The sequence below is a fragment of the Caballeronia zhejiangensis genome, from assembly GCF_000698575.1.
GTDB lineage: Bacteria > Pseudomonadota > Gammaproteobacteria > Burkholderiales > Burkholderiaceae > Caballeronia > Caballeronia zhejiangensis.
This window is the reverse complement of sequence record NZ_JFHD01000007.1, coordinates 50,391-73,713: the sequence shown is the minus strand read 5'-3', so window position 1 is coordinate 73,713 and position 23,323 is coordinate 50,391. Positions and strand designations below refer to the sequence as shown.

Genomic DNA, 23,323 nt, shown 5'->3' with positions numbered 1-23,323 from the left:
TGTCAATCCGTATGGTGCAACAAGGGCAACGCGAAGCAGCATTCCAGTCCGCCGCCCGCCGCGCGTTGCGCCCAGATCCGTCCTTCGTGACGCGACACGATGTTCTTGCACAGCGACAGGCCGATGCCGTTGCCGCCCGCCTTCGACGACGAGAAGCCGTCGAACAGGCGTTCGAGCGCATCATCGGGCACGCCTGGTCCGTCGTCGATCACATGCAGTTCGGCTGTCTTTCCGTTCATCATCGCGGCAAGCGTGACGGTGCCGGCAGACGGTTTCATGCCGCTCATTGCTTCGACTGCGTTGAATGCCAGATTGAGGATCACCTGACCGATAAGCACGCGCTCGCAACGTATCGGCAACGGCTCGTGCGATGGCTCGATCCTGACCGTCACGCCTTCGTCTCGCGCGCGCAACTGGATGAAGTAAGCGACATCCGCGAGCACGTCGCGAAGATCGGTCTGAGCTTCGGCAGGCTCCCGCTTCACGATGAACTCGCGCACGCTCTTGATGATATGCGCCGCGTGCTCTGCTTGCCGGTCCGCTGCACGCAGGCCCCAGATCGCGCTGTCGATGGAATCTGGCTGCGCGAGCCGCTGAATCGCGCCTTCGATGAAGTTGCGCACGGCAGCGAGCGGCTGGCTCAACTCGTGTGCGATCGCGGTCGCCATTTCGCCCATAGCGTTATAACGTCCCGCGTATTCGAGCATCCGCGCTTCGCTTCGCCGGGCTTCCTCGATCGCCACTTCATCGCTGATGTCGCGGAAATGAACCAGTGTGCCGTCTTCGATATCGATGCGCCTGCACGTTATGCGCAGCCATCGTTTCGCGCCGTCACGACGCGTGATCGCATAGCGTTGCGCGGGCGTCGAATGTTGGCGCGTCGCACTGCGCAACTGGGTGACGAGCCGGTCGCGATCGGCTCTCGTGCAATAGTCGAGCGCGACGCCGAGCGGCGCATCGTTCGCGACACCGAGCACGCGTCGTCCCGATTCGCTGATGAAACTCACCTTGCCGCGCGGCGTCAGCACTGCAACGCCCTCACCCAGATCCTGCATGTATTCGCGCAAGCGTGTTTCATAACGGCGCAATTTCTGCCGCATTGCATCTTCGGCGCTGATGTCGCGAAACTGCACCATCACAACTTCGCGTCCCGTGAGCGGTACGTATGTCGCGATTGCCTCGGACAGCATGTCGACGCCCGCGCGCGAGCGATAACACCACTCATAACTTTGCGGACCTTCCGTGATGGAGCGATCCATCGCATTCACGGCAATTTCGCGACGATACCTGATGTCGTCGCGCGTCATATCGTGCGCCTTGAGCGGAAGCAATTCTTCCACCGAAAAACCCAGCGCGATGCATGCTGCGCGATTGGCCCACACGATGGCCTTCGTTTCGGCCTCGTGTAGCAGCACGCATTGCGTCAGCGCATCGAGCAGGCGGTGGAAATCGTCTTCGGTGGGGAAGTTCATGTCGTGGCGCATGGGATACATGGTTGCAACGCTAACCATAGCATCGGCGCGTCCCGCACGTCCCTAAAGATTTCTTTAGCCGGACGGGAGGCTTCACCGAATCGCACGCTCGCCTTCCCAATTGTTTCAGCCTTTTTGCATTCCTAGACTGGCATTACTGCGTGTGGCTCGAAAGCACTTCAACCCAATCTCATGCGCCATACGAACGAAAAGGAGATGTCCCCATGTCAGCATCCGCGATTGCAGCCGCCCTTCGCGACGATCTGTCCAGTCAACCCGACGCGATAGCGCTCGACGATGTGATTGCCGAAATCGCCCGGCGTCGCGATGAATTCGACCGCGTGTCGCACGTACCGCGCGATGTCATCGACAAACTCAAGCGCGCAGGTATCTATCGTGCGGCCACGCCAAAACGATTCGGCGGTGACGTGCGCGCGCCGGGAGAATTTCTGCAGATGATCGAGCGCATCGCTGTCGCTGACGGCTCCGCCGCATGGGTCGCGAGTTTTGGATCAGCGAATCTCTATCTCGCCGCGTTGCCGCTTGCGACGCAAGCTGCAATCTACGCCGACGGTCCCGACCAGGTGTTTGCGGGCGGCCTCTTCCCCGTTCAGAACGCACAGCCAGCATCGGGCGGCTATCGCGTGAGCGGCACATGGAAGTTCGCGAGCGGCTGCAAGGGCTCGGACTGGCTCGGCGTCGGCATCGGCACCAGCAAGCCGGGTGAAGCACCAGGCAAGCCGCGTACGGCCGTGTTTCGCCCCGCGCAAGTCGAGATCGTCGAGAACTGGAACGTCGTCGGCATGCAGGGCACCGGGAGTCACGATTTGCGCGTGACGGATCAGTTCGTTGCTGAAGACTGGACGTTCGTTCGAGGTGGCCCATCAACGGTCGATGAACCGCTCTATCGCTATCCGACCATCGCTTATGCGGCGCAAGTGCTCGCCGTCGTGAATCTCGGTCTGGCGCGCGCAGCGCTCGATGTCGCGAATCATATGGCCGGAGGCCGCAAGACAACGACAGGCGCGCCGCAACTCGCCGACCGCGCCTATTACCGGATCGAGCTTGCAAAAGCGGAAGCACAACTGCGCAGCGCACGGGCCTTCTTCTACGAATCGACCGACAGCGTATGGCAATCGATTCTCGCGGGCAATGAAGTTATGCCGGAACAAGTGAGCCTGCTACGCCTCTGCGCAACGCAGATTGCGCGTGAGGGCGCCGATGTCGTGAATCGCGCCTATCGACTAGGCGGCACGATGGCGATCTATCGCACGCATCCATTGCAACGCCTGATGCGCGACGCGATGGTCGTCACGCAACACGCATTTCTCGGCGAAGGGAACTACGACGGCGCGGGTGCCGTGTTCGTCGGTGTGCCGCCCATTCCCGGCTATCTTTGATCCCCATTCATCGCATAACGCATAACATCAGGAGTAACGCTTCATGACCGATAACCGAAACCTGCCTTTGCGCGTGCTCTTTTGCTGCGGCGTAACGCAGAACTTTTTTGATTTGCCGCGCGAGAAGGTCGGCGAAGTATGGCAAGCCTACGGCAAGATGCTCGCTGCTGTCGAAGCGATGGAGAACGTGCGCGTGCTGGGCGTGATGGACGACGATCGTCTCGTCGTCGGCCAATCCGATGGCGCGCCGTGGACCTTCTACATCATGGCCGACGTAGCAGACTTCGATACGGCCGCCGCGGTATGCAATCTCTATCGCACGACGCCCGTCGGCGAATACAACCTGTGGCGTTATGGAAAGATCGAGGCGCGTGTCGGACGTGCATTGTCGGTACCGTGATGCAATGCTCTGCGCCGTCGCCGCATACATTGCGGCCGCTCTCGCCCATTAGAAAAGGAACTCGAATATGTCCAAGAGAATCGCGCTCATCACGGGTGCCGCGCGCGGCCTCGGTGCCGTGGTCGCGCGCCGCTTTCATGCCGCAGGCTATAGGGTTGCGCTGGCCGATATCGCAATTGAAGCAACGCAAGCGCTCGCATGCGAGCTGAGTGCGGACCAGAGCAGCGCATTCGCCATCAGGCTGGATGTGACGTCGAAGACGGACTTCGAACACGCACGCGATGCCGTGCATGAACGCTGGGGCCGAATCGATGCGCTCGTCAACAACGCGGGTGCATCGAAAGTCGTGCCCGTGATGGAGATTACCGCAGAGCAGTTCGATCAGGTCATCGATATCAATCTGCGCAGCGTGCTCTTCGGCTGTCAGGTATTCGGCCTCTATTTCGCGGATCGCGGCGCGGGTCGCATCGTCAATATCGCATCGCTGGCGGGACAGAACGGCGGTTCGGCGACCGGCGCGCATTACGCGGCCGCCAAAGGCGGTGCGATTACATTGACCAAGGTTTTTGCGCGCGATCTGGCCGCGCGCGGCGTGACCGTCAATGCGATCTCACCTGGTCCGCTTGACCTTCCGATCGTGCATGAGAGCCTGCCTGCCGACAAACTCGACAAGGTTATCGCCGGCATTCCCGTGGGACGTCTCGGCTCGGCCGATTACATCGCCGACGTGGCCGTGCTGCTCGCATCACCGGATGCGTATTTCGCCAACGGTGCATGCTGGGACGTGAACGGCGGCCTTTACATGCGTTAGCGAGTTCGAATCATGCGCGCTCGTCGCCGGATGGGCTCCATACTTCGAGCACATCGCGCACGAGCGCCGCGATGGACGCAGCTCCGAGCTTGTCCTTGATGCTCGCGCGATGCACGTCGACGGTCTTGACGCTGATCTGCAGATCGGCGGCGATGCGCTTGCTCGCTTTGCCCTCGATCACGCCGCGCAAGACCTCCTTCTCGCGCCCGGTCAGCGAGTCGACGCGCTCGCGCAACTCGCGTTGCCGCTGGTCTTTCGCGTGACGCTGCATCGCGAGCTTCATCGCGCGCTGCACGCGATCGAGCATTTGCTGGGAGTTATAGGGCTTCTCGACGAAATCGATCGCGCCATGCTGAAGCGCGCGAACGGACATCGGAATGTCGCCGTGACCGCTCACGAAGATGATCGGCAAAGTCGCACCGCGGCGGTTGAGTTCGGCTTGCACGTCGAATCCGCTCGCCTCCGGCATCCGTACATCGAGCACGAGACAAGCGGGACGACTCACATCGAATGCGCGCAGAAAATCGGCGGCATTGGCGAACCCTTCCGACTTCACGCCGACTGAATCGAGCAGCCATGCAAGCGAGGTACGCATGCCGTTGTCGTCATCGACGATATAGACCATGGGAGCGGAAGAATTCATTGCGATTGCTCTTTCGATGCGCGCATCAGGGACCAGGCGCGCCGGAGGATTCGGCTGTCTCATCGCAGGGTCTGTTTTTTGATGCGCCAATGATAACCAGCCGAAATTCGCCGCGAAAGTCCTTTCTTTACCTCGATGACGCGAGATAGGTAAAAGCTTTAGTGCGTTCGGTAACTACGCCGGGCGAGCGGGCGGGACGTGCCGATTTTATTTGTGCGGTTCAGCGCGTACGCTTGATTGACCATTTGCTATACACAACCTGAACATGAAACGAACAGGAGACGCTCCCATGTCCGCGCTGCCCCGTCCCGACCTTTCCGATATCGATCAGGTGCGCAAGCTGTTCCGCCAGGCCATGGCTCATCTGGGCGCAGCAGTGAATGTCATCACGACGACAGGCACGCATGGCCGTTGCGGCATTACCGCGAGCGCGGTGTGCTCGGTCACGGATGCGCCGCCTACGCTGCTCGTCTGCATCAACAGGTCGAGCGCCATGCATGCCGCATTCGTGAACAATCGCAATGTGTGCGTGAACGTGTTGCCGGGTCATCTCGAACAGATCGCGCGACACTTCGCCGGTCTCACGCAATTGTCGATGGACGAGCGCTTTTCGTTACCGGTGTGGGACGAAGGCGCGAACGGCGTGCCGGTGTTGCGCGATGCGCTCGCCAGCCTGCAAGGCACGATCGTCGAGGCGAAGGAAGTAGGATCGCACTCGGTGATGTTCGTGCAAACCACCGCGATCCGCGTGCGCGACGACGGCGATAGCCTGATTTATTTCGATCGAAACTTTCATCGCGTGCCGCGTGCATGTGATGCGCGGTAGTGCGTGCGCGAGCCTGATTCGTTTTCAGGCTCGCGCACACTGATCAATTCAACGCCGAAAGACGCGTATTCAGCCGCGCACGCGTGATCGCTGCGATTTGCGCGAGCGCCTCATCGAGTTCCTGCTGCGTGCTGCGTCCAATGCGACGTTCGAGCGCGCTGAAGATGCCTTCGCGCGTGTAGTGCCGCACGCAGATGATGAATGGAAAGCCATGCCGCTCGAGATAAGCTCTGTTGAGACGATCGAGCGACGCTTCCTGTTCCATCGACATGGCATCGAGCCCGGCGCTCTTTTGTTCGGCATCGGAATCGGCCGTCATCGTTCCCGAGCGAATGTTTGCGCCCGATAACAACGGATGCAGGTTCAGAAATGCGCGCTGGCTTTTATCGTCCAGATTGCGGATGACATCCATCATCGCGTCATGCAAGGCATTGGCGGATGCGAACGGCCGCACGCTCCACGCGCCCTCCGCCGCTTGCGGAAAATGCTCGAACACGCTTGCGAATGCACCAATGAATGCCGCGCGGTCCAGCGAATTGACCGGCTCCAGGTTGATCGACTGTGACATGCTCGCGTCTCCTATGGCGTGTCGATGGCAATTCGTGCCGAGTATAGGAACCGCGCGAGCGAGCGGCGAGACAGCCGATCCTATTGACCGCATAACAGAACACGATAGCGCTATGCGCGATGCATGTCGCGCAGCGCGCGCAATTCCTGAGCGGCCGCCGTCAGCATGCCGCGCAGCCAGACGTGCGATGCCGAGCGATGCCGCGACGGATGCCACAACTGATAAAAGCGCATGAATGGAAACTCAATCGGGGCGTCGAGCACAACGAGCGGAAGATGCTGCGCGTGATAATTCGCGAAATGCCTGCCGGTCGTGAGAATAAGATCGGTGCCCGGAATCAGGCTCGGCGCGAGATTGAAGTACGGGCAGCTCACGCGGTTATCGCGATGCACGCGCATGGTGCTGAGTCCCGTATCGACGACGCCGCGCTGATCGCGCGAATATGGCGTGGGCACGATATGCGATGCACTCAGATAGTCCTGGGCATCGAACTTGCCTGATTGCGCATAGACGCTATCGCGCGCGACCACGCACACGACATCGTCCTCCAGCAATACCGACAAATGAAGATGCTCGGGCGGATTGGGCCAGTTGCCGATCACGATATCGGGCGAGCCTTCGGAAAGCCCCTGTTCGTAATTGAATGAAGCCGAAAGCGGTACCGCAATGAGGCGCGCGCGTGGTGCAGCGTGCCTGAATTCGCGCACGACATGCGCAAAAAACGGGGGCGCCAGGTAATCGGGCATTCCGACGGTAAAGCTTTGCTCGGTTGTCGCGGGATCGAAATGATCGTCGGATACGAGCAGGTTATCGAGCGCACTCAATGCGGCCTGTGCGCTCTGCGCGAGCTGAATCGCGCGTTCGGTCGGCACCATCGCGTTCTTTTCGCGCGTAAGCAGCGGATCGTTGAAGATGGCGCGCAGACGCTTGAGCGCCGAGCTGATGGCCGGCTGCGACTGGTTCATACGAATGGCCGTGCGTGACACGCTGCGTTCCCCGATCAGCGTGCACAGCACGCGCAGCAGATAGGTATCGAATGGATCGTCGGTGCGATTCATGATGATTTCGGTGTCTCTATTGTTCGCGTGGCTGCGCCGCTATTTTGCCAGCCGGCACTGCGGGAACCGCTTCATGCGAGGCGCGCTAGGGTAATCCATAAGGCGTGAAAAGTGCGGCGAAAAACCGTGCAAAGCCCTATCGCACAAGGCTTTCGAACCCATATACATGTTGCTATGGGGCCTATTGGCTCGTCCCCCGTTCCCGATTTTTTGGCCGTTTCTATACTTGCTTCCAACCGAGCGCACGGCCGTGTCCGCGCGACGCAAACCGACTGGAAAGGAGAAACCATGTCGCTCATCAAACAGGAGATGCCGGTTTTCGCGAGCGCGGTCGAAAGCGCCGAAGCAAGCGTCTATCGCAAGGTTTCATGGCGCCTGCTGCCGTTCCTCGGCGTGCTGTGGGTGCTCGCTTGGCTGGATCGCGTCAACATCGGCTTCGCGAAGCTGCAGATGCTCGACTCGCTGCATTTCAGCGAAGCCGTATACGGTCTCGGCGCGGGCATCTTCTTCATCGGCTACTTTCTCTTCGAAGTGCCGTCGAACATGCTGCTGCAGAAGATCGGCGCGAAAAAGACCATCATGCGTATCACGATATGCTGGGGCGTCATCTGCATGTTGCAAACGCATGTCACCACGCCCACGCAGTTTTATGTCCTGCGCTTCCTGCTCGGCGCATTCGAAGCAGGGTTTTATCCGGGCGTCATTCTTTACCTCACTTACTGGTATCCGTCGCAGCGGCGTGCGCGCGCCTTCGGCACGTTCATGTCGGCTTCTGCGATCGCGGGCGTGCTCGGCGGTCCTCTCGCCGGCTGGATCATGACGTCGATGGGCGGCGTGCACGGCATGCACGGATGGCAGTGGCTCTTCATCATCGAAGGTATTCCGTCGGTGCTGGCCGGTGTGTTCGCGTACTTCTACATGACCGACAAGCCCGAGCAGGCGCGCTGGCTTTCCGATGATGAAAAGCGCGTCGTGCTCGATGCCCTGCAACGCGACAACGCAGCGATGGGCGAACGCGGTCACGACTGGCGCTCGCTCTTCAAGAACCGCAAGGTGTGGCTGCTGATCGCGATCTTCTTCTGCCTGCTGTGTGCGAACTCGACGCTCACTTTCTGGATTCCCACCGTCATCAAGGACGTTGGCATCAGCACGCCGATGGCGGTCGGCTGGATCGCGGCGGTCGCCTATTTGTGCGGTGCTGCGAGCATGATCATCAACGGCGCGCACTCGGATCGCAGCAATGAAGTGCGCTGGCACTTCAGCGGTGCGGCAATCGTCGGAGGCATATCGATGGCCGCGCTCGCGATGCTGATGGGTTTCGACAAGATCTCGCCGGTGATCGCGCTGCTTGCGATGACCGCATCGCTCATCGGCACGATGAGCGCGATTCCCGTTTTCTGGCAATTGCCCAACCGCTATCTCGCTGGCAGTGCGGCCGCAATCGGCGTGGCGCTCATCAATTCCGTCTCCAATCTCGCAGGCTTCGGCGCGCCCTATGTGATGGGACTCATCAAGAACGCGACGGGCAAGGTGACGACCGGCCTGTACCTCGTGGCCGTAATCGAAGTGCTGGCCGCGGTGCTCGTGATCGTCGGCATCCGCAAGCTCGGCAACAAACAAGAGGCCTGACATGCGCGACAAGAACACATCATCCCCTGCATTCGACGTGAGTCGCCGTCGCTTTGCTCTGCAATCTGTGGCACTTGGCGGCAGCATGCTGATCGCGAAGACGGCGCTGTCCGCCGATGCACCCGCGCCAAATCAGGCGACCGGCCCGGTGCAACAGGATGGCCTGAGCCCACGCCTCACGATGCACGGCCTGGACACATGGCATGGCACGCCCGCTTCGGGTATGCGCGTCGAGCTGTTTGCGATCGACGACGGGCGTTCGAAGTTCCTTCAGACGATCACGCTGGCTGCAAGCGGACGCAGCGAGCCTCCCCTCCTGATCGGCGATACCTATCGCGCGGGGACTTATGAGTTGTTGCTGCATGTGGACGAATACTTCGCCGCACGCAAGGCGGATCTTCCGCAGCCGATGTTTCTCTCGAAGATCCCGCTGCGCTTTCGCATCACGGACGTCAATCAGCGCATTCATTTGCCGGTGCTGTTCGGACCGTGGAGCTACAACTACTACCGCGGCAGTTGAGCCGGAAAGTACTCGAACGCGAGATCAGGAGAAAACATCATGGCCGCAGGCATTACCACGCACGTACTCGACGTCGCACTCGGCAAACCCGCCGCCGGGATGCAGATCGAATTGTTCGATATCGGCAGCGAGCCGCCCACGCTGCTCGCGCGCACGCGCACCAATCGCGACGGACGCACCGACTCGCCGATCCTGCCGGCGGCGCAAGCGCGAGCGGGGAATTTCGAGTTGCGCTTCTGGGTCGCCGATTACTTCAAGACGCCCGATGTATTCGCGGACGTCGTGCCGGTTCGCTTCACGCTCGCCGATGCGACGCAGCACTATCACGTCCCGCTGCTTTGTTCGCCTTGGAGTTTCGGCACCTATCGCGGAAGTTGAATCAGCGCTTACTGCAATTGACGATTGATGTTTCGCAACATGGAGACGCGCACGAACGGATAAGAAAATGTCTAAAGCAACTTCCATTTCTTATTCGAACCGGAGTGAAATCTGGATTTGCAATGTGCGTCTCACCACTTACCGTCCTGGAGCGATATTCTAGACTTTCCACTGCTACGCATTTACACGAATCTCCTCTAGCGCATTGCGGATGTGCATGGCATAGTGCGATCGACGATCTATTAGAGGTAACTCATGTCAACGCTAGAAAGTATTCAGGCGCGTATCGAAGCACTTCAAGCGAAAGCGGATGCGCTCGTTGCAAAACAATCCGAGAATGCGCTGCAAAAGATTCATCACCTGATGTCGAGCCATGGATTGACCATCTCGGACATCGAAAGCTATTCCGGTTCACGCAAGAAGGCGGGCAGTTCGGCTTCCGCGAAGAAGCCCGGCGCAGTCGCCTATCGGGATCCAAAGACCGGTGCGACCTGGAGCGGCCGCGGACGCGCGCCGGGCTGGATCGCCAATGCAAAGGACCGTAGCAAGTTTGCGGTTGGAGCAAGCGCGCAGGGAACCAAGGCTAAAGGAAAAACGCGCGCTGCTGTCAAGCGCAAAGCAAAGGGACAACCGCGCGGCCCTCAACCCGCGCTCTATCGCGATCCGGAAAGCGGCGCAACGTGGAGCGGTCGTGGCCGCGCACCCGCATGGCTCGCATCGGTTAAAGATCGGACGCCGTTTCTGATTGCCTGACACTGTATTCACACAAACGGCGGAGTTCGTGCACGACTCCGCCGTTTTCTTTGCGGTCCGGAGTTTCAATCTATACACGCGGATCGAAATCGAATTCGATCCTGATGCCGCCCGGTTCGTAAATCATCATGTGGCGCTTTGGACCGGCTCCTAGCAGTTCCGGCGCGAATTCCACTGCCACTCCCGGCCATGTCGACACGCGCTCGAGAATCGTCGCGAGTGCGGCTTCATCCGTTGCGCGCAATGCGAGATGATGAAGCCCGATATTCTTTCGCCGATCGAATGCTATAGGCGCCGATTCATCCTTCACCTGCCATAACGTAACCAGCAGCTTTCCGTCCGATACGAATACGGCGGGATACTCGGACCGCTCGCCGACGATCTGCCAGCCGAGACATTGAACGAAAAAGTCACGCGTTGCGTCGAGATTGCGCACAGTGAGACCTACGTGATCGATTCCAGATGTCAGCATCGCTTCCTCCGCGTGCATTCGAGCGTTCAGGAGAAAGGCCCCCGAACATTCGACATGCTTATGCCAGCGTCAATTTGACGTCGATATTATTGCGCGTTGCATTCGAATAAGGACAGACGATATGCGCCTTGTCTACAAGCGCCTGTGCCTCGCTGCGATCCATTCCCGGTAGCGAGATCTTCAATTCGACCTCGATGCCGAAACCGTTCTGGATTTGACCGATGCCCACGCTGCCATCCACCGCGACATCTTTCGGCAGCGTGATCTTGTCGCGAGCGGCGACGAATTTGATCGCGCCGATAAAGCACGCGCTATACCCTGCGGCGAAGAGTTGCTCGGGATTGGTGCCATCGCCACCACCGCCGCCGAGTTCTTTCGGGGTTGTCAGCTTGAGATCCAGATTGCTTTCGGGCACGGTCGCGCGGCCGTCGCGCCCGCCAGTGACATGAGCATGTGCACGGTATAGAACCTTTTCAATCGACATCGCCAGACTCCTGTGCGTTGTGTTGAGCGGATCTCGCGGCGCGCATGTGCCGGACGAAGTCCGCCGACATGAGTTCCCCACTGGACGCTGCCCGATATGGGCACGTTCCAATAGCGAAGGATACTCAAGTCACGGCGAGCTCGCCTGACGCATGACCGACGCGCCGAAGCAAGCTCGCTTCAATCACAAGACGACGGGTTCTCTGCCTGAAAAGACCGGATCTGCAACGGGCGATGTGTTTTCCTTCGCGATACGTTCGCACACCGCGACCACATGCGCCGAACCGGTCGTCATGAAGAGGGCGTGATCGAGGTCCGAAAAGATCGCCATTCGCACGGATGGATAGCGCGACAGTCGCGCGCCCTGCTTGCCGAAATGCGCGGCGATCAGATCCATGCCCGCATCGTACGCGCCATAGACGAGCGCTGTCTTTACGCCTTTGGCATCGAGCGCACGAATGATCGGTCCCGGTTCGGTCGCGAGCTCCGGCGCCGTGCTGCTCAGGCGGTCGAGCCTCAACACATCGACGATACGCGAACGCGCGCGCGTCGCCATATAGCCGAGCACGAAGCGCAATACGCGCATCAACTGCTTTTCGCCGCGCAGGATCGCTTTCCATTTCTGCGGATCGAGCATCGAGAATGCATAACCCGCCATGGAATTGCGCGTCGATTGACGCAAGCCGTCGGGCGCGACGTCCGCCGGTCTTTTAAACGTCGGCAGATTGACTGTGACGACACCGTTGATCGCATTCTCGGCGACCGCCGCCTTGAGCGCGTGATAAGCGCCCGAGCACACGCCGAATGCAAAGATCGACTTGTAGCCCTGCCGCGCGAGCCAGCGTGCGGCGGCCGCGGTGTCGTCAGTCGCGATCTGGTTATAGATTCGGCCGAACGCCGTATCCGATTGCACTGCGCCGGGCGCGGCCGGACTGTCGCCTCGGCCTCGCGCATCGAAACGCAATGATGCGATGCCGCGCCGCGCAAGCTCGCGTGCAATGCGAACGGATAGCCGGCTGTCGCCGACGCGCGCACTCGCCGATGTATTCGCAATGAGAAACACCGGACCTCGCGCGGCCCCCGTGCGCGGCTCGCACAAAATGCCGAAAAGCTTTTCGTCGCCGATGCGTACTGGGCGTTCGATAGCTTCGGGTGTGTCTATCTTTAGAGCGGACCAGTCAAAGGCATCGGCCGACGACGGCGCTTGCCTGTTTGATGAATCCTTGCCAGCGATCCATTCCACGACTTGGGCGAACGCTGCGCGCGGCAATGCGTTGAATGCAGTTTCCTGAAGAAAGCCAGTGAGATCTTCGAACGGACGCGCCTGTGCTTCCACGCCCTTTTCGATGAGCGCGTCGCACAATGGATCCGTGCCGCCCGCCTTCATATTCATGACCAACGCGCGACGCGCTGGTGCCGCCGCAGCGTCTCTTACGCTCGCGACGAGATCGATCGCCTGCAATGAGCCTTTGAATTCATCGCTATAAACCTGGCCGAGGACGTTGAGCCGCGCGTCGTCCTTTTGCATCTCACGCAAAGGCGGTGCAAGCAGTTCGAGCCATGTCTTGCGCACGATGCTCAACTCGCGCATATACACGCGGCCACTCGCAACGGGTGCGAGCAGTACGAGGTCATCGACCGGTTGACGCAATGCGGCCTCGAGCGCGAACGCGGCGCCCACGCGAAAGCCGCATAACGTGACGTGCTCTATGCCTGTCGATGTCTTCAGCCATTCGATGGCCGCGTCGACGTCGTCGACAGACGAATGGAATTGATCCGGTGCGAGATCGGCGCCCGCCGAGTCGCCCGTGCCTCGATAGTCGAAACGCAGCACCCATATGCCTCGCGCAGACAGCGCTTCGGCGAGATGCCGCATGCCGCTATATGTCCACACGTATTCGTGCCCATAGGTATTGCAGAGCACTACGCCGCGCGTGCCGCTTCCGGCGTGCAGCCATCCGAATCGGTTCCCGAATACAACCGGTCTCATATCGATCTCGTCCTCGTCTTTGGTGGCGCGCAAGGATCGATGACTCGTCGTCCCGTTCTTGCAATGCCTGGCCGTCAACGTCCCGCCGAATACGGGATCGCGAGGTATTGAGACGATTATATTAAGCGTCCTCTTCGTAACACGGGTTGCACCGGCGAATAGGTGCGAATGAGCTACCTATTGGCGCATAAGACATAGCTTGTGTGAGCTACCGCTCATTTCTTTATGCAAGGTTCGTCGGCATAACGTCAGATTGGCCGCAGACGAGTCCCCTCGCCTGCCTATATGACTTTTTGGAAGATCGATTCTCTATCAGAGATCCAATACGAGTACCTTGCTCGTCGCACGCGACACGCACGCGGTCAGATAGTCGGTCTTTTCTTCTTCGCTCATGATGCAGTCGTTGTGCTCGACGTCTCCTTCGAGATAACGCACCTTGCACGTACCGCACAAGCCCGCGCAGCATGATGTGTCGATGAACACGCCCGCTCTCGCCAGTGCATCGGCAATGCTCTCGTCCTTCGTCACTTCGATTTCCTGTCCTGTGCTCGCGATACGCACGATGAAGCTGTCGTTCGCATCGTTGGCGGCCTGCTCGCCAGCGTTGCGCTCAGGTGCCTTGAAGTGCTCGAAATGCACCGTTCCGGACGGCCAGTGCCGCGCCGCATCCGCGCATGCTTGCATGAAGCCGCCTGGACCGCAGTAATAGACGTGCTCGCCTTCGCCGGGCGCATTCAGCAAGTCCCCGATATCGAGGCCCGCCGATGGATCGCCGCCATCGAAATGAAAATGCAGACGCCCGCTTGCGCGCATGAGCTCGAATTCCTCGGCGAACGCTGCGCTGCCCGCATCTTTCGCGCAGTAATGCATTTCGTATTCGATACCGGCATCGTCGAGTTCATGCGCCATCGCCTTCAATGGTGTGATGCCTATCCCGCCCGCGATCAGCAACACGCGGCGCGCGCCGTCGACGAGATGAAAGTTATTGCGCGGCCGGCTTACACGCACGATGTCCTGCACGCGCAATTGCTCGTGAAGCGCCTTCGAACCGCCGCGCCCGCGTTCATCGCGCAATACGGCGATCACATAGCGATGCCGCTCGCGTGGCGCATTGCTGATCGAATACTGCCGCACGACGCCGCCCGCGAGATGAATGTCGATATGCGCGCCCGCCGTGAAAGGCGGCAACGGCGCACCGTCGGGATCGACGAGTTCGTATGAATTGATGCCTCGGCCTTCGAAGCGGACCTGACGCACGAGCAGATTCAAGGTCTGACTCTGCGCGTCGGTCGAGATGGATTGTGTTGACATGGTCGACTTCCTCGAATCGATGATCCCGCATCGCGAGAGCGCCGTGCGCCCTCGTCGGCCGGCTTATTGCTTCATCGCGAGTTCGAGTTCCTCGAAGCGTTCGCGTACGAATGCGGTACGTGCATCACCCTTCAGCTTTTCGCTTTCCGCAAGGATCGCAACGATCTGCCTCGTCACCTTGCGACGGCGCACGACTTCTTCTTCGACGGTTTCGCCTTCGGGAATCTCGAACACATTGCCCGAGCAGAAGCTATTCGGCGCGCCCGCGTTCTCACGAAACCATTCCGCGAAGTTTTGCGCCGACGCGGCCGGATTCGAACCGCGCAACGCGTCGCGCAGCATCTTGCGGAACAGGAACAGGCCCGCGTCGAACTTGGTCGGATTCTCGAGCGCATGCACCGCGATTGGCCGTTGGCTGATGATGGCTTCGTAGTCGCCGGGCGCGTATTGCGCCAGCTTGTAGTTCGCACGCTCGCGATGGTTGGGCGGAATCGGCACGATGTCCTCGATCGTGTATTCGGCGAAGCGCTCGGGACGACGCATCGCGACCTGGCCGTCGAGGAAGTCGATCGACTCATAGCCCACCAGTTCCTTCTTGCCGATACCGCGCGTATCGATGCCGGGGCCCATGACGCGCCAGCCGATCATCTTGCTGTTTTGGTCGTCGACCGGAACCGTCCATCGGATGATATGAAAGCGGCTGAAGAGCTTCTTCTTCGAACCATCTTCCGATGTATAGGCATGCAGGCTCAGATTTGGCAGCACTTGATGCTGCACGCGCACGAACAAGCGGTCCTTGTTCACGCGGCGCGCGCCCGCGCACGCGAGACTGCGGCCTTGTTGGACCGGCTGAAAATGCATGTCGGGCGCGACTTCCATCGACGCTGCGCCGACTTCGTCGAACGTCGTGCCCTGGAACTGTCCTTTCACCACGTTCTTCGCGGCATGCAATGCGGTCGGATGAAAGTTATCGGCGGCGTTGTCCTGAACCTGCAACCAGTTGCAATGCTGGAAATTGCTGTAGGGCACGAGTTCGTCGCCGGGCATCACGGTGTAGTCGCCTTCCCACTCCGGAAACGGCGGCTCGTTTTCCGGCGGTCCCATGTAAGCGAACACGAGACCGTGACGCTCGACTGCCTTATACGCACCCTGCCGAATGGAACACGCGTACTTTTCGGCCTCTTTCTCTTCGCCCTTCGGAAACGGCACATGCAGGCACGCGCCGTCCACGTCGAACACCATGCCGTGATAACAGCACATGATGCCGCGCTCTTGAATCGCGCCGTATTCGAGCGATGCGCCGCGATGCGCGCAATGCGCGTGCAGCAGACCCACACGCCCGCTGCCGTCGCGGAATGCCACCAGTTCTTCGTTGAGGATCTTCAGAAAGCGCGGCGTGTCGGTCAGCTCCATCGACATGCAGACCGGATGCCAGAAGGCGCGCATGTATTCACCCATCGGCGTCCCGGGGCCCGTCTCCGTCAGTTCCGGATCGTGGCCCGGCACCTTGTTCACGTAGTAACCGCCGTAGGGCACGAGCTTCTTGACTGTCGCGGCCGCGCCGCCGCTGCTCTGATGCCCTTCCAGCTTGTCCGATTTGATGGTCATGGGAAATCCTGTTTCGAGTGGGGTTGAATCGATCGATGCCTGAGACCTGAATTCTGCATTCCGAACTCCGAACTCTGTATACAAAGATTAGCGATTTGGATCGGCGTTGTCTCTATGGGTAAACGTGAATGAAAACAGGCACGCGATAACGTTGCGTTGACGCGTAAGGCCGGCCCGCTGTACCCTTGCCGTATTCTGTATCCAGAACTTACGCTCGAATCATGCCCGCCAAACTTCTCAAGCTCCAGGCCCGCACCGACTATGTCGACGAGGTCTACAAAGTTCTGCTCGACGCCATCAGTTCGGGTTCGCTCGCGCCCGGCACGCGCATCACGCAGGAAGAGATCGCCGAACAGCTTGCGGTTTCGCGCTCACCCGTCCTGCAGGCGCTGCGTCTGCTGAAGAAAGACGGTCTTGTCGTCGATGCGCCCGGACGCGGTCTCCTCGTCACGCCGCTCGACCCCGCATGGATCAGTCATCTCTATGAGATTCGCGGCGCGCTGGATTCGCTCGCTGCGCGTCTCGCCGCCGAACGCGGCGCGAAGATCGACAAGGCGATCATCACCAATGGCAGGCGCGCGTCGAAGAGCGACGATGTCAAGGCGATGATCGATGCCGACATGGCCTTTCATAACGCGATCTACGTGGCATCGGGCAATCCGTTGATCGCCGAGACCGCGCAGACGCACTGGGTTCATCTGCGCCGCGTGATGGGCGCCGTGCTGCAGGCATCGGGACAACGCAAATCGATCTGGGACGAACATGCTGCCATCGCGGCGGCCATCGCGGAAGGCAACGGCCACCGTGCCGCCGAACTTACCGATCTGCATACCGCCAACGCGCGAAGAAACCTCGTCGAACGGCTCGGCGTCGTGCTGAGCGAGCAACGCGAACGGGAATCGGAAGCAACGTGATCTCACGCACGGGTTGCGAGTTGCATCGACGGCGAAAGCCCCTGTTTCAAGGGGCCGTTTCGCTTGGCGTGCGCGAGTCAGTCGCTGCGACGGCGGCTGTTCACGAGCGCGGCGGGCACCGCGAACACGAGCAGGCTGCCGATCACGCAACTCGCCGCGAGACCGAGCACGCCGCTGCCCGTCGAACCCGACTGCGTCTGGATCACGCCGATGAGCCAGGGACTCACGACGCCCGAGATGCTGCCCACGGAATTCGCAAGCGCAAGGCCCGCGGCCGCAGCGCCGCCGCTGAGAATCGCGGACGGCAGAACCCAGAACTGCGAGATGGTCGTGACCACGCCCATCGTCGCGAGCGTGAGACCGATCATGCCGAAGAACGTGGAGTGCGCGTACATCACGCTCATAAAAAGGCCGAGCGCGCCGACGAAACCCGCGCCCGCAAGATGCCAGCGTCGCTCGCCACGCTTGTCCGAGCTATGGCCGACCGCGAGCATTGCAATGGCGCCCGCTGCATAGGGAATCGCCGAGAGCAGGCCGATATCGAGCGGATCGGTCACGCCGCTCGCCTTGACGAGCGTCGGCAGCCAAAAGCTCACGCCGTAGAGCCCCATCGTGAAGAAAAAGTACGTCACGGACAGCAGCAGTACTTTCGGATGCAACAATCCATCCTTTACCGAATGCAGCGCATGCGCCGGCTCTTCGTCGCGCAGATTGGCTTCGAGCATTGCTTTTTGCGAGTCGTTGAGCCACTTTGCATCGGCGACCTTGTCGTCGAGATAGAAGTACGCGACCACGCCCAGAACGGCCGTCGGAAGGCCTTCGAGCAGGAAGAGCCATTGCCATCCCGCGATGCCGTGCGCGCCGCCCATATGCGTCATGATCCAGCCGGACAGCGGCCCGCCAACGACGCCGGACATCGGAATGCCCGTCATGAAGAGCGCGGTTACTTTGCTTCGGCGCGAAGCGGGAAACCAGTACGTGAGATACAGCAGGATCGCCGGAATGAAGCCTGCTTCGGCCACGCCGAGCATGAAGCGCATGATGTAGAAGCTCGTCGGCGTCGTGACGAACATCATGCCGGCAGAGATCACGCCCCACGTCACCATGATGCGCGCGATCCAGCGACGTGCGCCCACGCGCAACAGAATGAGATTGCTCGGCACCTCGAACAGCAGATAGCCGACGAAAAACACGCCCGCGCCCGCACCGTAGACGGCGTCGCTGAAATGCAGATCGTTGAGCATCTGCAACTTCGCGAAGCTCACGTTGATGCGATCGAGATACGCGCACAGATAGCACACGAAGAGAAATGGCAGCAGACGCCATGTCACCTTCGCATACGTCGACGATTCATCGCCTGTCAGATACGCAACCGGACTGTGGGAACTCATGCTTTGTCTCCTGGTTATGTCATGCGTCTGGATCGCTCACATGTTCGTCACCTCAAACCAGAAAGACAAACGATGCCTGTTCATCCATCCATGACAGGCTCTCATGCATAAGGTGTTTCCATGAGGCGCATTCCGAACTTCGTACTCCTGCGCGCATTCGAAGCAGCCGCGCGTCTGGAAAGCTTCACGCTTGCCGCAAGCGAGCTTCATCTCACGCAATCGGCGATCAGTCATCAGGTCAAGGAACTCGAGCAGTATTTCGGCAGGCCGCTCTTTCATCGGCGCAACCGGCGCGTGGAGACGACGTCCGAAGGCCGTCGCCTGCATGAAAGTCTCGGACGCGTGTTCGATGTCATCGAAGCCGCATGCGCCGAAGTCACGCTCGATCCGCTCGCGCAAGTGCTCGCCGTTCATTGCGCGCCAAGCTTCGCCGTGAAATGGCTCGGGCCGCGTCTGCCCGAATTCATGCAGGCCCATCCGAACGTGACGATACGTCTGTCGTCGGACGCTGAGCCCGCCGATCTCGCACGCGCGCGCGAAGTCGACGTTGCCATTTCATATGGCTTCGCACACGAACGTGCCGGTGTCGTCTCGCGCGCACTGGGCACGGAGCGCATCATCCCGATGTGTTCTCCGTCCTTGTTGCAGGAAGGCGTGCCAGCGCCGGAGCACATTGCGAGGATGACGCTGATCGACTCGCAACTCAGCCGTGTGACGTGGCCCGGCTGGTTCGAGCTCAATGGGCTCGACATGCCACGCGGGCCGCGGCCTTCGTTCGACCGTGCGGCGCTCGCGATATCCGCGGCGGTGGATGGCATGGGCGTCGCGCTGGAAACGACGCGCCTCGCCGAGCGCGAGCTTGCGCGCGGCGATCTGATCGAGTTGGGCGCGGGTGTGTTCGCGCCGCTCGCAAGGGAGACGCACTTTCTCTCTTATCGCGCCAACGAACGTGATGTCGAAAAAGTGAAATGTTTCTGTGACTGGGTGCTGGCGAAGGCTGGCCTCGAAGACGCGAAAGAAGTCGAAGCGTGAGGCGAAATCATGCCGCCTGTCTCGCCCGCTCCTCCTCGACCATCCGGGCGTGTGCATACACGCGATCGCGTTCGCGCGCGACGAGCGTGCGCTTGCGTGCAAGCGTCTGTCGATGATATTTCGGGTCACCCATCTGCATCACGTATTCACCGTGACGATGACGCAGGTAGCGCTGGAAAAACTCGGCGCCGGGCAAGCCGCTGTCGAGCGCCATGAGCACGCCGTAGTCGATGTCGTGCACATCCCCGAGTGCCTTGATTGCGGATTCGAGCGCGGCATAACGCTGCGGCAGTGGCACCCCCTTGTCGCATAGCGCATGAAAGCGCTGATAGGTCAGCACTTGTCCGTGCGATGCACACCGCCATAACACTTTCGCAAGCCGTTGACTGAGTTCCGTTTCCACGTTTCCTCCCGCAAGGTGCGCGGATCGTATGAGTGTGACATTCCACCGTCATTCGGATTTCGAAGACGGCATGCGGTTGCCTGGAAAATCACCTGCAACGCCAGAAGATATGCGCAACGCTCGCCATTGCGCCAAATCGCCTTGCGCGCATCGCCGAAAGCGTCATGCACTGCGGCCAGGTCGAAGAAACCTGTCTATGAAGATTCAGTTGAGCACGTTTTAATAATTCGCATGTTTCTATTTCCCACGCTGAAAGAAAGAACTCATATAGCGAAGAACACGAAATGCGATAAACGTCTATGCTTATTAGACCTTTCACAATGCACATATAGCATTGCGCACGAATCCGCACCGCTGCATGATGCAGCAGTGGACTCGCGGGAACCTTCTGACACGAGCGACTCGGCGCGACTTGTGTGCGCTTTCGCTTAATATTGACCTCGGCGGGTCTTATTGATTGCCACGCCACAGCGCCGTAACTTTTGACCAGCAACCATGCGCGGCGGCTGCGACTCGATTACATGCTAGCAAACATATTGCAGGAAACCAAGGAAAGATTCCACATGAAAGAACGTTCCGCGCTTTCGCGCGGCTGTCGTTCGGCATTTTTTTCCATCGTCGCCTGCGGCCATATCGGCCGATCAATTCGCAATGCAATGAAGAGGAGCCTCTAAAGAAACCGTATAACTTGCTTAAGCAAAGACGCCACGCAGATTACGCGCCGTTTCACCTGCGCCGCTCGACGCGCACTTCACACGCGGCACACTTCTTAAGATTGGTTTAAGTCTGAGAGACTAAAACGTCATCAAACGGGCAAGATAGTGCCCCTGCAATTTGCTTCGTTCGGTTTTCACGAAAACGTCCACGCGGATGGTCAGGCCGGGCAACGCCGCACGCGCAATCCAACAGCGCGATCAGGCGCAGGCGACGACCATCCCATTCAGCCCGGCAGAAATGCCGGGCTTCTTTTTAACCGCGCCCTCCGCGCACTTGCGGCGCGCCATTGCCGGTCTGCGTAAAGGCGACGGGCAGATCGAAGTGAAACGTGGTGCCCGTGTCTTTCGAATCGATCAGGCGAATCTGGCTGCCGTGCAATTGCAGCATGCGTTGTACGATAAGCAGCCCTAGCCCGCCGCGATGCGCGCCGCCCGAAGCGAACGGACGCATGAAAAGCGCCTTGCGCATTTCCGGCGGAATGCCCGTACCCGTATCGCTGATCGTGACTTCCACTCTGTCAGATTGTTCGCGCGCAAGTGCAAGTGTCACGTCGACGACGCCTTGCGCAGGCGTATGACGGATCGCGTTATCGAGCAGATTCGTGAACACGCGCTCGATCATGCCGAGGTCCGCCGTTACGTTCGGCAAGCGTGGCGCGATCTGGGCATTCAGGCGCACGCCTCGCGATTGCGCGGGCAGTTCAAACTTTTCGAATACGTCCTGCACCAGATCGGCGAGAGAGAACGCCTCGGCTTCGGGCGCGACCATGCCGTGTTCGAGTTTCGCCAGTTCGAACAATGACTGCGCGAGATGACCCACCTTCGCGCTCTGTGCAAGCGCGATCGACAGATAACGACGCCGATCGGTATCCGGCAGCGTGTCGGACTTGAGCGACAGCGTCTCGAGATAACCATGCAGCGATGACAGCGGCGTGCGCAAATCGTGCGAGATGTTCGCGACCATCTCGCGACGCTCGCGATCCTGCTGACCCAGCGCGCGCCACTGCTCGCCGATGCGTTCCGCCATCTGCGCGAACGCGCTTTCGAGCACGACGATCTCGTCGCGTTCGTTCGCCCGCGCATCGGGCGTGTCGATGCGCGCGAGCGCCGGCGGTTCTGCTGGCGCGCCACGCGCGTCGAACTTGCGCATTGCTTCGGTGAGGCGGCGCAGCGGCCGCGTAACGAGCCCGAATGCAACCAGGCCCGCGACGAGCCCGAGCAATGTGACGAGGCCCATCGACGCGAGCGTGGTGCGCAACACCGCGCTCGCCGATGCCTTCGCAGCCAGCGCATCGTGCTCCTCGCCGAGCAGCACGACATAGACATAGCCGAACGGCGGCTTGCCGGGCGCGGCGAGCGGCGCTGCGCTGAAGACTTTGCGCTTGCCCTCGCTGCGCGGATCGTCACCGAGAATCGGCAACACGGCGCCGTCGAGGAACTGCCGCACCGGCGCGAGATCGACATGATCGCGCTTGAGATGTCCGGGCGGCGCATCGTCGGCACGCACGCGCCCCGTGTTATCGAGCAGATAGACTTCGACGCTCGGGTTCACCACCATCAACTGACTGAAGAGCCGGCGCACGGCGGGCGCATCGATGTCGTTGGCATCGGCGAGCGCGCCGTCACGCGCGATATGCGCCGCAAGCCCGCGCGAAAGACTCTGAATGACTTCCTTCTCGCGCAGATCGCTCGCGCGAATCTGCAGCCACGCCGATGCGCCGCAGCACGCGAGCAACAGCACGCAGAACACCGCGAAGAGCCGTTGCGACAAGGTGAGCTTCACGACGCGCCATCCTTGCCGTCAGGCGATTGCGCCGCGAGCTTATAGCCGTGGCCCCATACCGTGAGAATGCGCTTCGGATCGGCGGCATCTTTCTCTACTTTCGCGCGCAAACGATTGATATGCGTATTGACCGTGTGCTCATAACCTTCATGCCGATAACCCCACACCGCATTGAGCAGGTCCATGCGCGAGAACACCTTGCCCGGATGACGCGCGAAGTGATAAAGCAGATCGAACTCGCGCGGCGTGAGTTCGATGCGCGCGCCATCCACCCATGCTTCGCGCGCGAGCGGATCGATCGCGATGCCCGCCACTTCGATGCGCCCCGTCTCCAGCCGCGAGTCCTTCGCGACCGCATCGACGCGGCGCAGCAGCGCCTTCACGCGCGCGACGAGTTCGAGCACCGAGAACGGCTTCGCAAGATAGTCGTCCGCGCCGAGTTCGAGGCCGAGAATGCGATGCACCTCGCTCGAACGCGCGCTCGTGATGATGATCGGCGTATAGCGTGTCATCGCGCGCGCACGCCGGCAGATTTCGAGGCCGTCGACGCCGGGCAGCATCAGATCCAGAATCAGCGCATCCCATCCGCCCTGTTCGAGCAGGCGCAGCCCTTCGGCGCCATCGGCGCTATGCACGACTTCGTAGCGTTCGTCGCGCAGGTTGAGACTCAGCACATCGGCGATATGCATGTCGTCTTCGACAATCAGAATGCGTTTCGGATGATCCATGAGGAATGTTATCGGCAGAGAAAAACACGCGCGC

23 protein-coding genes are annotated in these 23,323 nt (G+C 60.3%); 10 read left to right on the top strand and 13 right to left on the bottom strand.

Going from position 1 to position 23,323, the window contains the following annotated elements; all coding sequences use genetic code 11:
* Window positions 1–2 precede the first annotated feature (2 nt).
* On the bottom strand, window positions 3–1,472 hold the full coding sequence (locus BG60_RS12255; RefSeq protein WP_033536173.1) for a sensor histidine kinase: 1,470 nt from the start codon (window positions 1,470–1,472) through the stop codon (window positions 3–5).
* Window positions 1,473–1,696: 224 nt separating this feature from the next.
* Between BG60_RS12255 and BG60_RS12250 the strand changes: the two genes are divergently transcribed.
* The 3 genes from BG60_RS12250 to BG60_RS12240 all read left to right on the top strand — a co-directional run bounded on the left by BG60_RS12250 (window position 1,697) and on the right by BG60_RS12240 (window position 4,083).
* Window positions 1,697–2,872 carry an acyl-CoA dehydrogenase family protein gene (locus BG60_RS12250; protein ID WP_034471769.1) on the top strand — a complete coding sequence of 392 codons (1,176 nt, stop codon included), beginning with the start codon at window positions 1,697–1,699 and terminating at the stop codon, window positions 2,870–2,872.
* 43 nt (window positions 2,873–2,915) lie between these two features.
* The gene (locus BG60_RS12245; protein ID WP_008353324.1) at window positions 2,916–3,272 is read left to right on the top strand and encodes a hypothetical protein; all 357 of its coding nucleotides are present in this window, start codon (window positions 2,916–2,918) and stop codon (window positions 3,270–3,272) included.
* A gap of 67 nt (window positions 3,273–3,339) precedes the next feature.
* The gene (locus BG60_RS12240; protein ID WP_008353322.1) at window positions 3,340–4,083 is read left to right on the top strand and encodes an SDR family NAD(P)-dependent oxidoreductase; all 744 of its coding nucleotides are present in this window, start codon (window positions 3,340–3,342) and stop codon (window positions 4,081–4,083) included.
* Between the two features lie 10 nt (window positions 4,084–4,093).
* Here the strand turns inward: BG60_RS12240 and BG60_RS12235 are convergent, their stop codons facing one another.
* The gene (locus BG60_RS12235; RefSeq protein ID WP_008353321.1) at window positions 4,094–4,726 is read right to left on the bottom strand and encodes a response regulator transcription factor; all 633 of its coding nucleotides are present in this window, start codon (window positions 4,724–4,726) and stop codon (window positions 4,094–4,096) included.
* A 289-nt stretch (window positions 4,727–5,015) separates the two neighbouring features.
* Here BG60_RS12235 and hpaC point away from each other — a divergent pair, with 289 nt between their 5' ends.
* The gene (gene hpaC / locus BG60_RS12230) at window positions 5,016–5,552 is read left to right on the top strand and encodes a 4-hydroxyphenylacetate 3-monooxygenase, reductase component (protein ID WP_008353320.1); all 537 of its coding nucleotides are present in this window, start codon (window positions 5,016–5,018) and stop codon (window positions 5,550–5,552) included.
* A 43-nt stretch (window positions 5,553–5,595) separates the two neighbouring features.
* Here hpaC and uraD read toward each other — a convergent pair whose 3' ends face one another.
* Window positions 5,596–6,120, bottom strand: coding sequence for a 2-oxo-4-hydroxy-4-carboxy-5-ureidoimidazoline decarboxylase (gene uraD, locus BG60_RS12225; RefSeq protein ID WP_008353319.1), 525 nt, complete (start codon window positions 6,118–6,120; stop codon window positions 5,596–5,598).
* Between the two features lie 110 nt (window positions 6,121–6,230).
* Window positions 6,231–7,178 carry a LysR family transcriptional regulator gene (locus BG60_RS12220; protein WP_008353318.1) on the bottom strand — a complete coding sequence of 316 codons (948 nt, stop codon included), beginning with the start codon at window positions 7,176–7,178 and terminating at the stop codon, window positions 6,231–6,233.
* Between the two features lie 288 nt (window positions 7,179–7,466).
* On the opposite strand from BG60_RS12220, the gene BG60_RS12215 reads away from it, so the two are divergent.
* The 4 genes from BG60_RS12215 to BG60_RS12200 all read left to right on the top strand — a co-directional run bounded on the left by BG60_RS12215 (window position 7,467) and on the right by BG60_RS12200 (window position 10,458).
* Window positions 7,467–8,807, top strand: coding sequence for an MFS transporter (locus tag BG60_RS12215; RefSeq protein WP_008353317.1), 1,341 nt, complete (start codon window positions 7,467–7,469; stop codon window positions 8,805–8,807).
* A gap of 1 nt (window position 8,808) precedes the next feature.
* Window positions 8,809–9,327 (top strand): hydroxyisourate hydrolase, encoded by a 519-nt coding sequence (locus BG60_RS12210; RefSeq protein WP_008353316.1) that lies wholly within the window; start codon window positions 8,809–8,811, stop codon window positions 9,325–9,327.
* A gap of 39 nt (window positions 9,328–9,366) precedes the next feature.
* A complete protein-coding gene (gene uraH, locus BG60_RS12205) occupies window positions 9,367–9,705 on the top strand; it encodes a hydroxyisourate hydrolase (protein ID WP_008353315.1) in 339 nt (112 codons plus the stop codon).
* Between the two features lie 378 nt (window positions 9,706–10,083).
* The gene (locus BG60_RS12200; RefSeq protein ID WP_420912051.1) at window positions 10,084–10,458 is read left to right on the top strand and encodes an H-NS family nucleoid-associated regulatory protein; all 375 of its coding nucleotides are present in this window, start codon (window positions 10,084–10,086) and stop codon (window positions 10,456–10,458) included.
* 70 nt (window positions 10,459–10,528) lie between these two features.
* Here the strand turns inward: BG60_RS12200 and BG60_RS12195 are convergent, their stop codons facing one another.
* The 5 genes from BG60_RS12195 to BG60_RS12175 all read right to left on the bottom strand — a co-directional run bounded on the left by BG60_RS12195 (window position 10,529) and on the right by BG60_RS12175 (window position 16,322).
* Window positions 10,529–10,930 (bottom strand): VOC family protein, encoded by a 402-nt coding sequence (locus BG60_RS12195; protein ID WP_033536174.1) that lies wholly within the window; start codon window positions 10,928–10,930, stop codon window positions 10,529–10,531.
* Between the two features lie 58 nt (window positions 10,931–10,988).
* Complete coding sequence (locus BG60_RS12190; RefSeq protein ID WP_034471767.1) at window positions 10,989–11,414, bottom strand: organic hydroperoxide resistance protein; 426 nt, start codon at window positions 11,412–11,414, stop codon at window positions 10,989–10,991.
* Between the two features lie 183 nt (window positions 11,415–11,597).
* Entirely contained in the window at window positions 11,598–13,403 is a 1,806-nt protein-coding gene (locus BG60_RS12185) for an alpha/beta fold hydrolase (RefSeq protein WP_034471797.1), read from the bottom strand.
* Between the two features lie 312 nt (window positions 13,404–13,715).
* Complete coding sequence (locus BG60_RS12180) at window positions 13,716–14,714, bottom strand: PDR/VanB family oxidoreductase (protein WP_034471765.1); 999 nt, start codon at window positions 14,712–14,714, stop codon at window positions 13,716–13,718.
* A 63-nt stretch (window positions 14,715–14,777) separates the two neighbouring features.
* Complete coding sequence (locus BG60_RS12175; RefSeq protein WP_008353305.1) at window positions 14,778–16,322, bottom strand: Rieske 2Fe-2S domain-containing protein; 1,545 nt, start codon at window positions 16,320–16,322, stop codon at window positions 14,778–14,780.
* Window positions 16,323–16,543: 221 nt separating this feature from the next.
* On the opposite strand from BG60_RS12175, the gene BG60_RS12170 reads away from it, so the two are divergent.
* Complete coding sequence (locus tag BG60_RS12170) at window positions 16,544–17,236, top strand: GntR family transcriptional regulator (RefSeq protein ID WP_008353303.1); 693 nt, start codon at window positions 16,544–16,546, stop codon at window positions 17,234–17,236.
* Window positions 17,237–17,313: 77 nt separating this feature from the next.
* Here the strand turns inward: BG60_RS12170 and BG60_RS12165 are convergent, their stop codons facing one another.
* Complete coding sequence (locus BG60_RS12165) at window positions 17,314–18,627, bottom strand: MFS transporter (RefSeq protein ID WP_033536145.1); 1,314 nt, start codon at window positions 18,625–18,627, stop codon at window positions 17,314–17,316.
* A 120-nt stretch (window positions 18,628–18,747) separates the two neighbouring features.
* Here BG60_RS12165 and BG60_RS12160 point away from each other — a divergent pair, with 120 nt between their 5' ends.
* A complete protein-coding gene (locus tag BG60_RS12160) occupies window positions 18,748–19,659 on the top strand; it encodes a LysR substrate-binding domain-containing protein (RefSeq protein WP_008353300.1) in 912 nt (303 codons plus the stop codon).
* Window positions 19,660–19,666: 7 nt separating this feature from the next.
* On the opposite strand, the gene BG60_RS12155 is transcribed toward BG60_RS12160, so the two are convergent.
* The 3 genes from BG60_RS12155 to BG60_RS12145 all read right to left on the bottom strand — a co-directional run bounded on the left by BG60_RS12155 (window position 19,667) and on the right by BG60_RS12145 (window position 23,289).
* Window positions 19,667–19,999 carry a hypothetical protein gene (locus BG60_RS12155; protein WP_008353299.1) on the bottom strand — a complete coding sequence of 111 codons (333 nt, stop codon included), beginning with the start codon at window positions 19,997–19,999 and terminating at the stop codon, window positions 19,667–19,669.
* Window positions 20,000–21,031: 1,032 nt separating this feature from the next.
* A complete protein-coding gene (locus BG60_RS12150; RefSeq protein ID WP_008353298.1) occupies window positions 21,032–22,561 on the bottom strand; it encodes a sensor histidine kinase in 1,530 nt (509 codons plus the stop codon).
* The gene (locus tag BG60_RS12145) at window positions 22,558–23,289 is read right to left on the bottom strand and encodes a response regulator transcription factor (protein WP_008353297.1); all 732 of its coding nucleotides are present in this window, start codon (window positions 23,287–23,289) and stop codon (window positions 22,558–22,560) included. The genes BG60_RS12150 and BG60_RS12145 overlap by 4 nt, the downstream gene beginning before the upstream one ends.
* Window positions 23,290–23,323 lie beyond the last annotated feature (34 nt).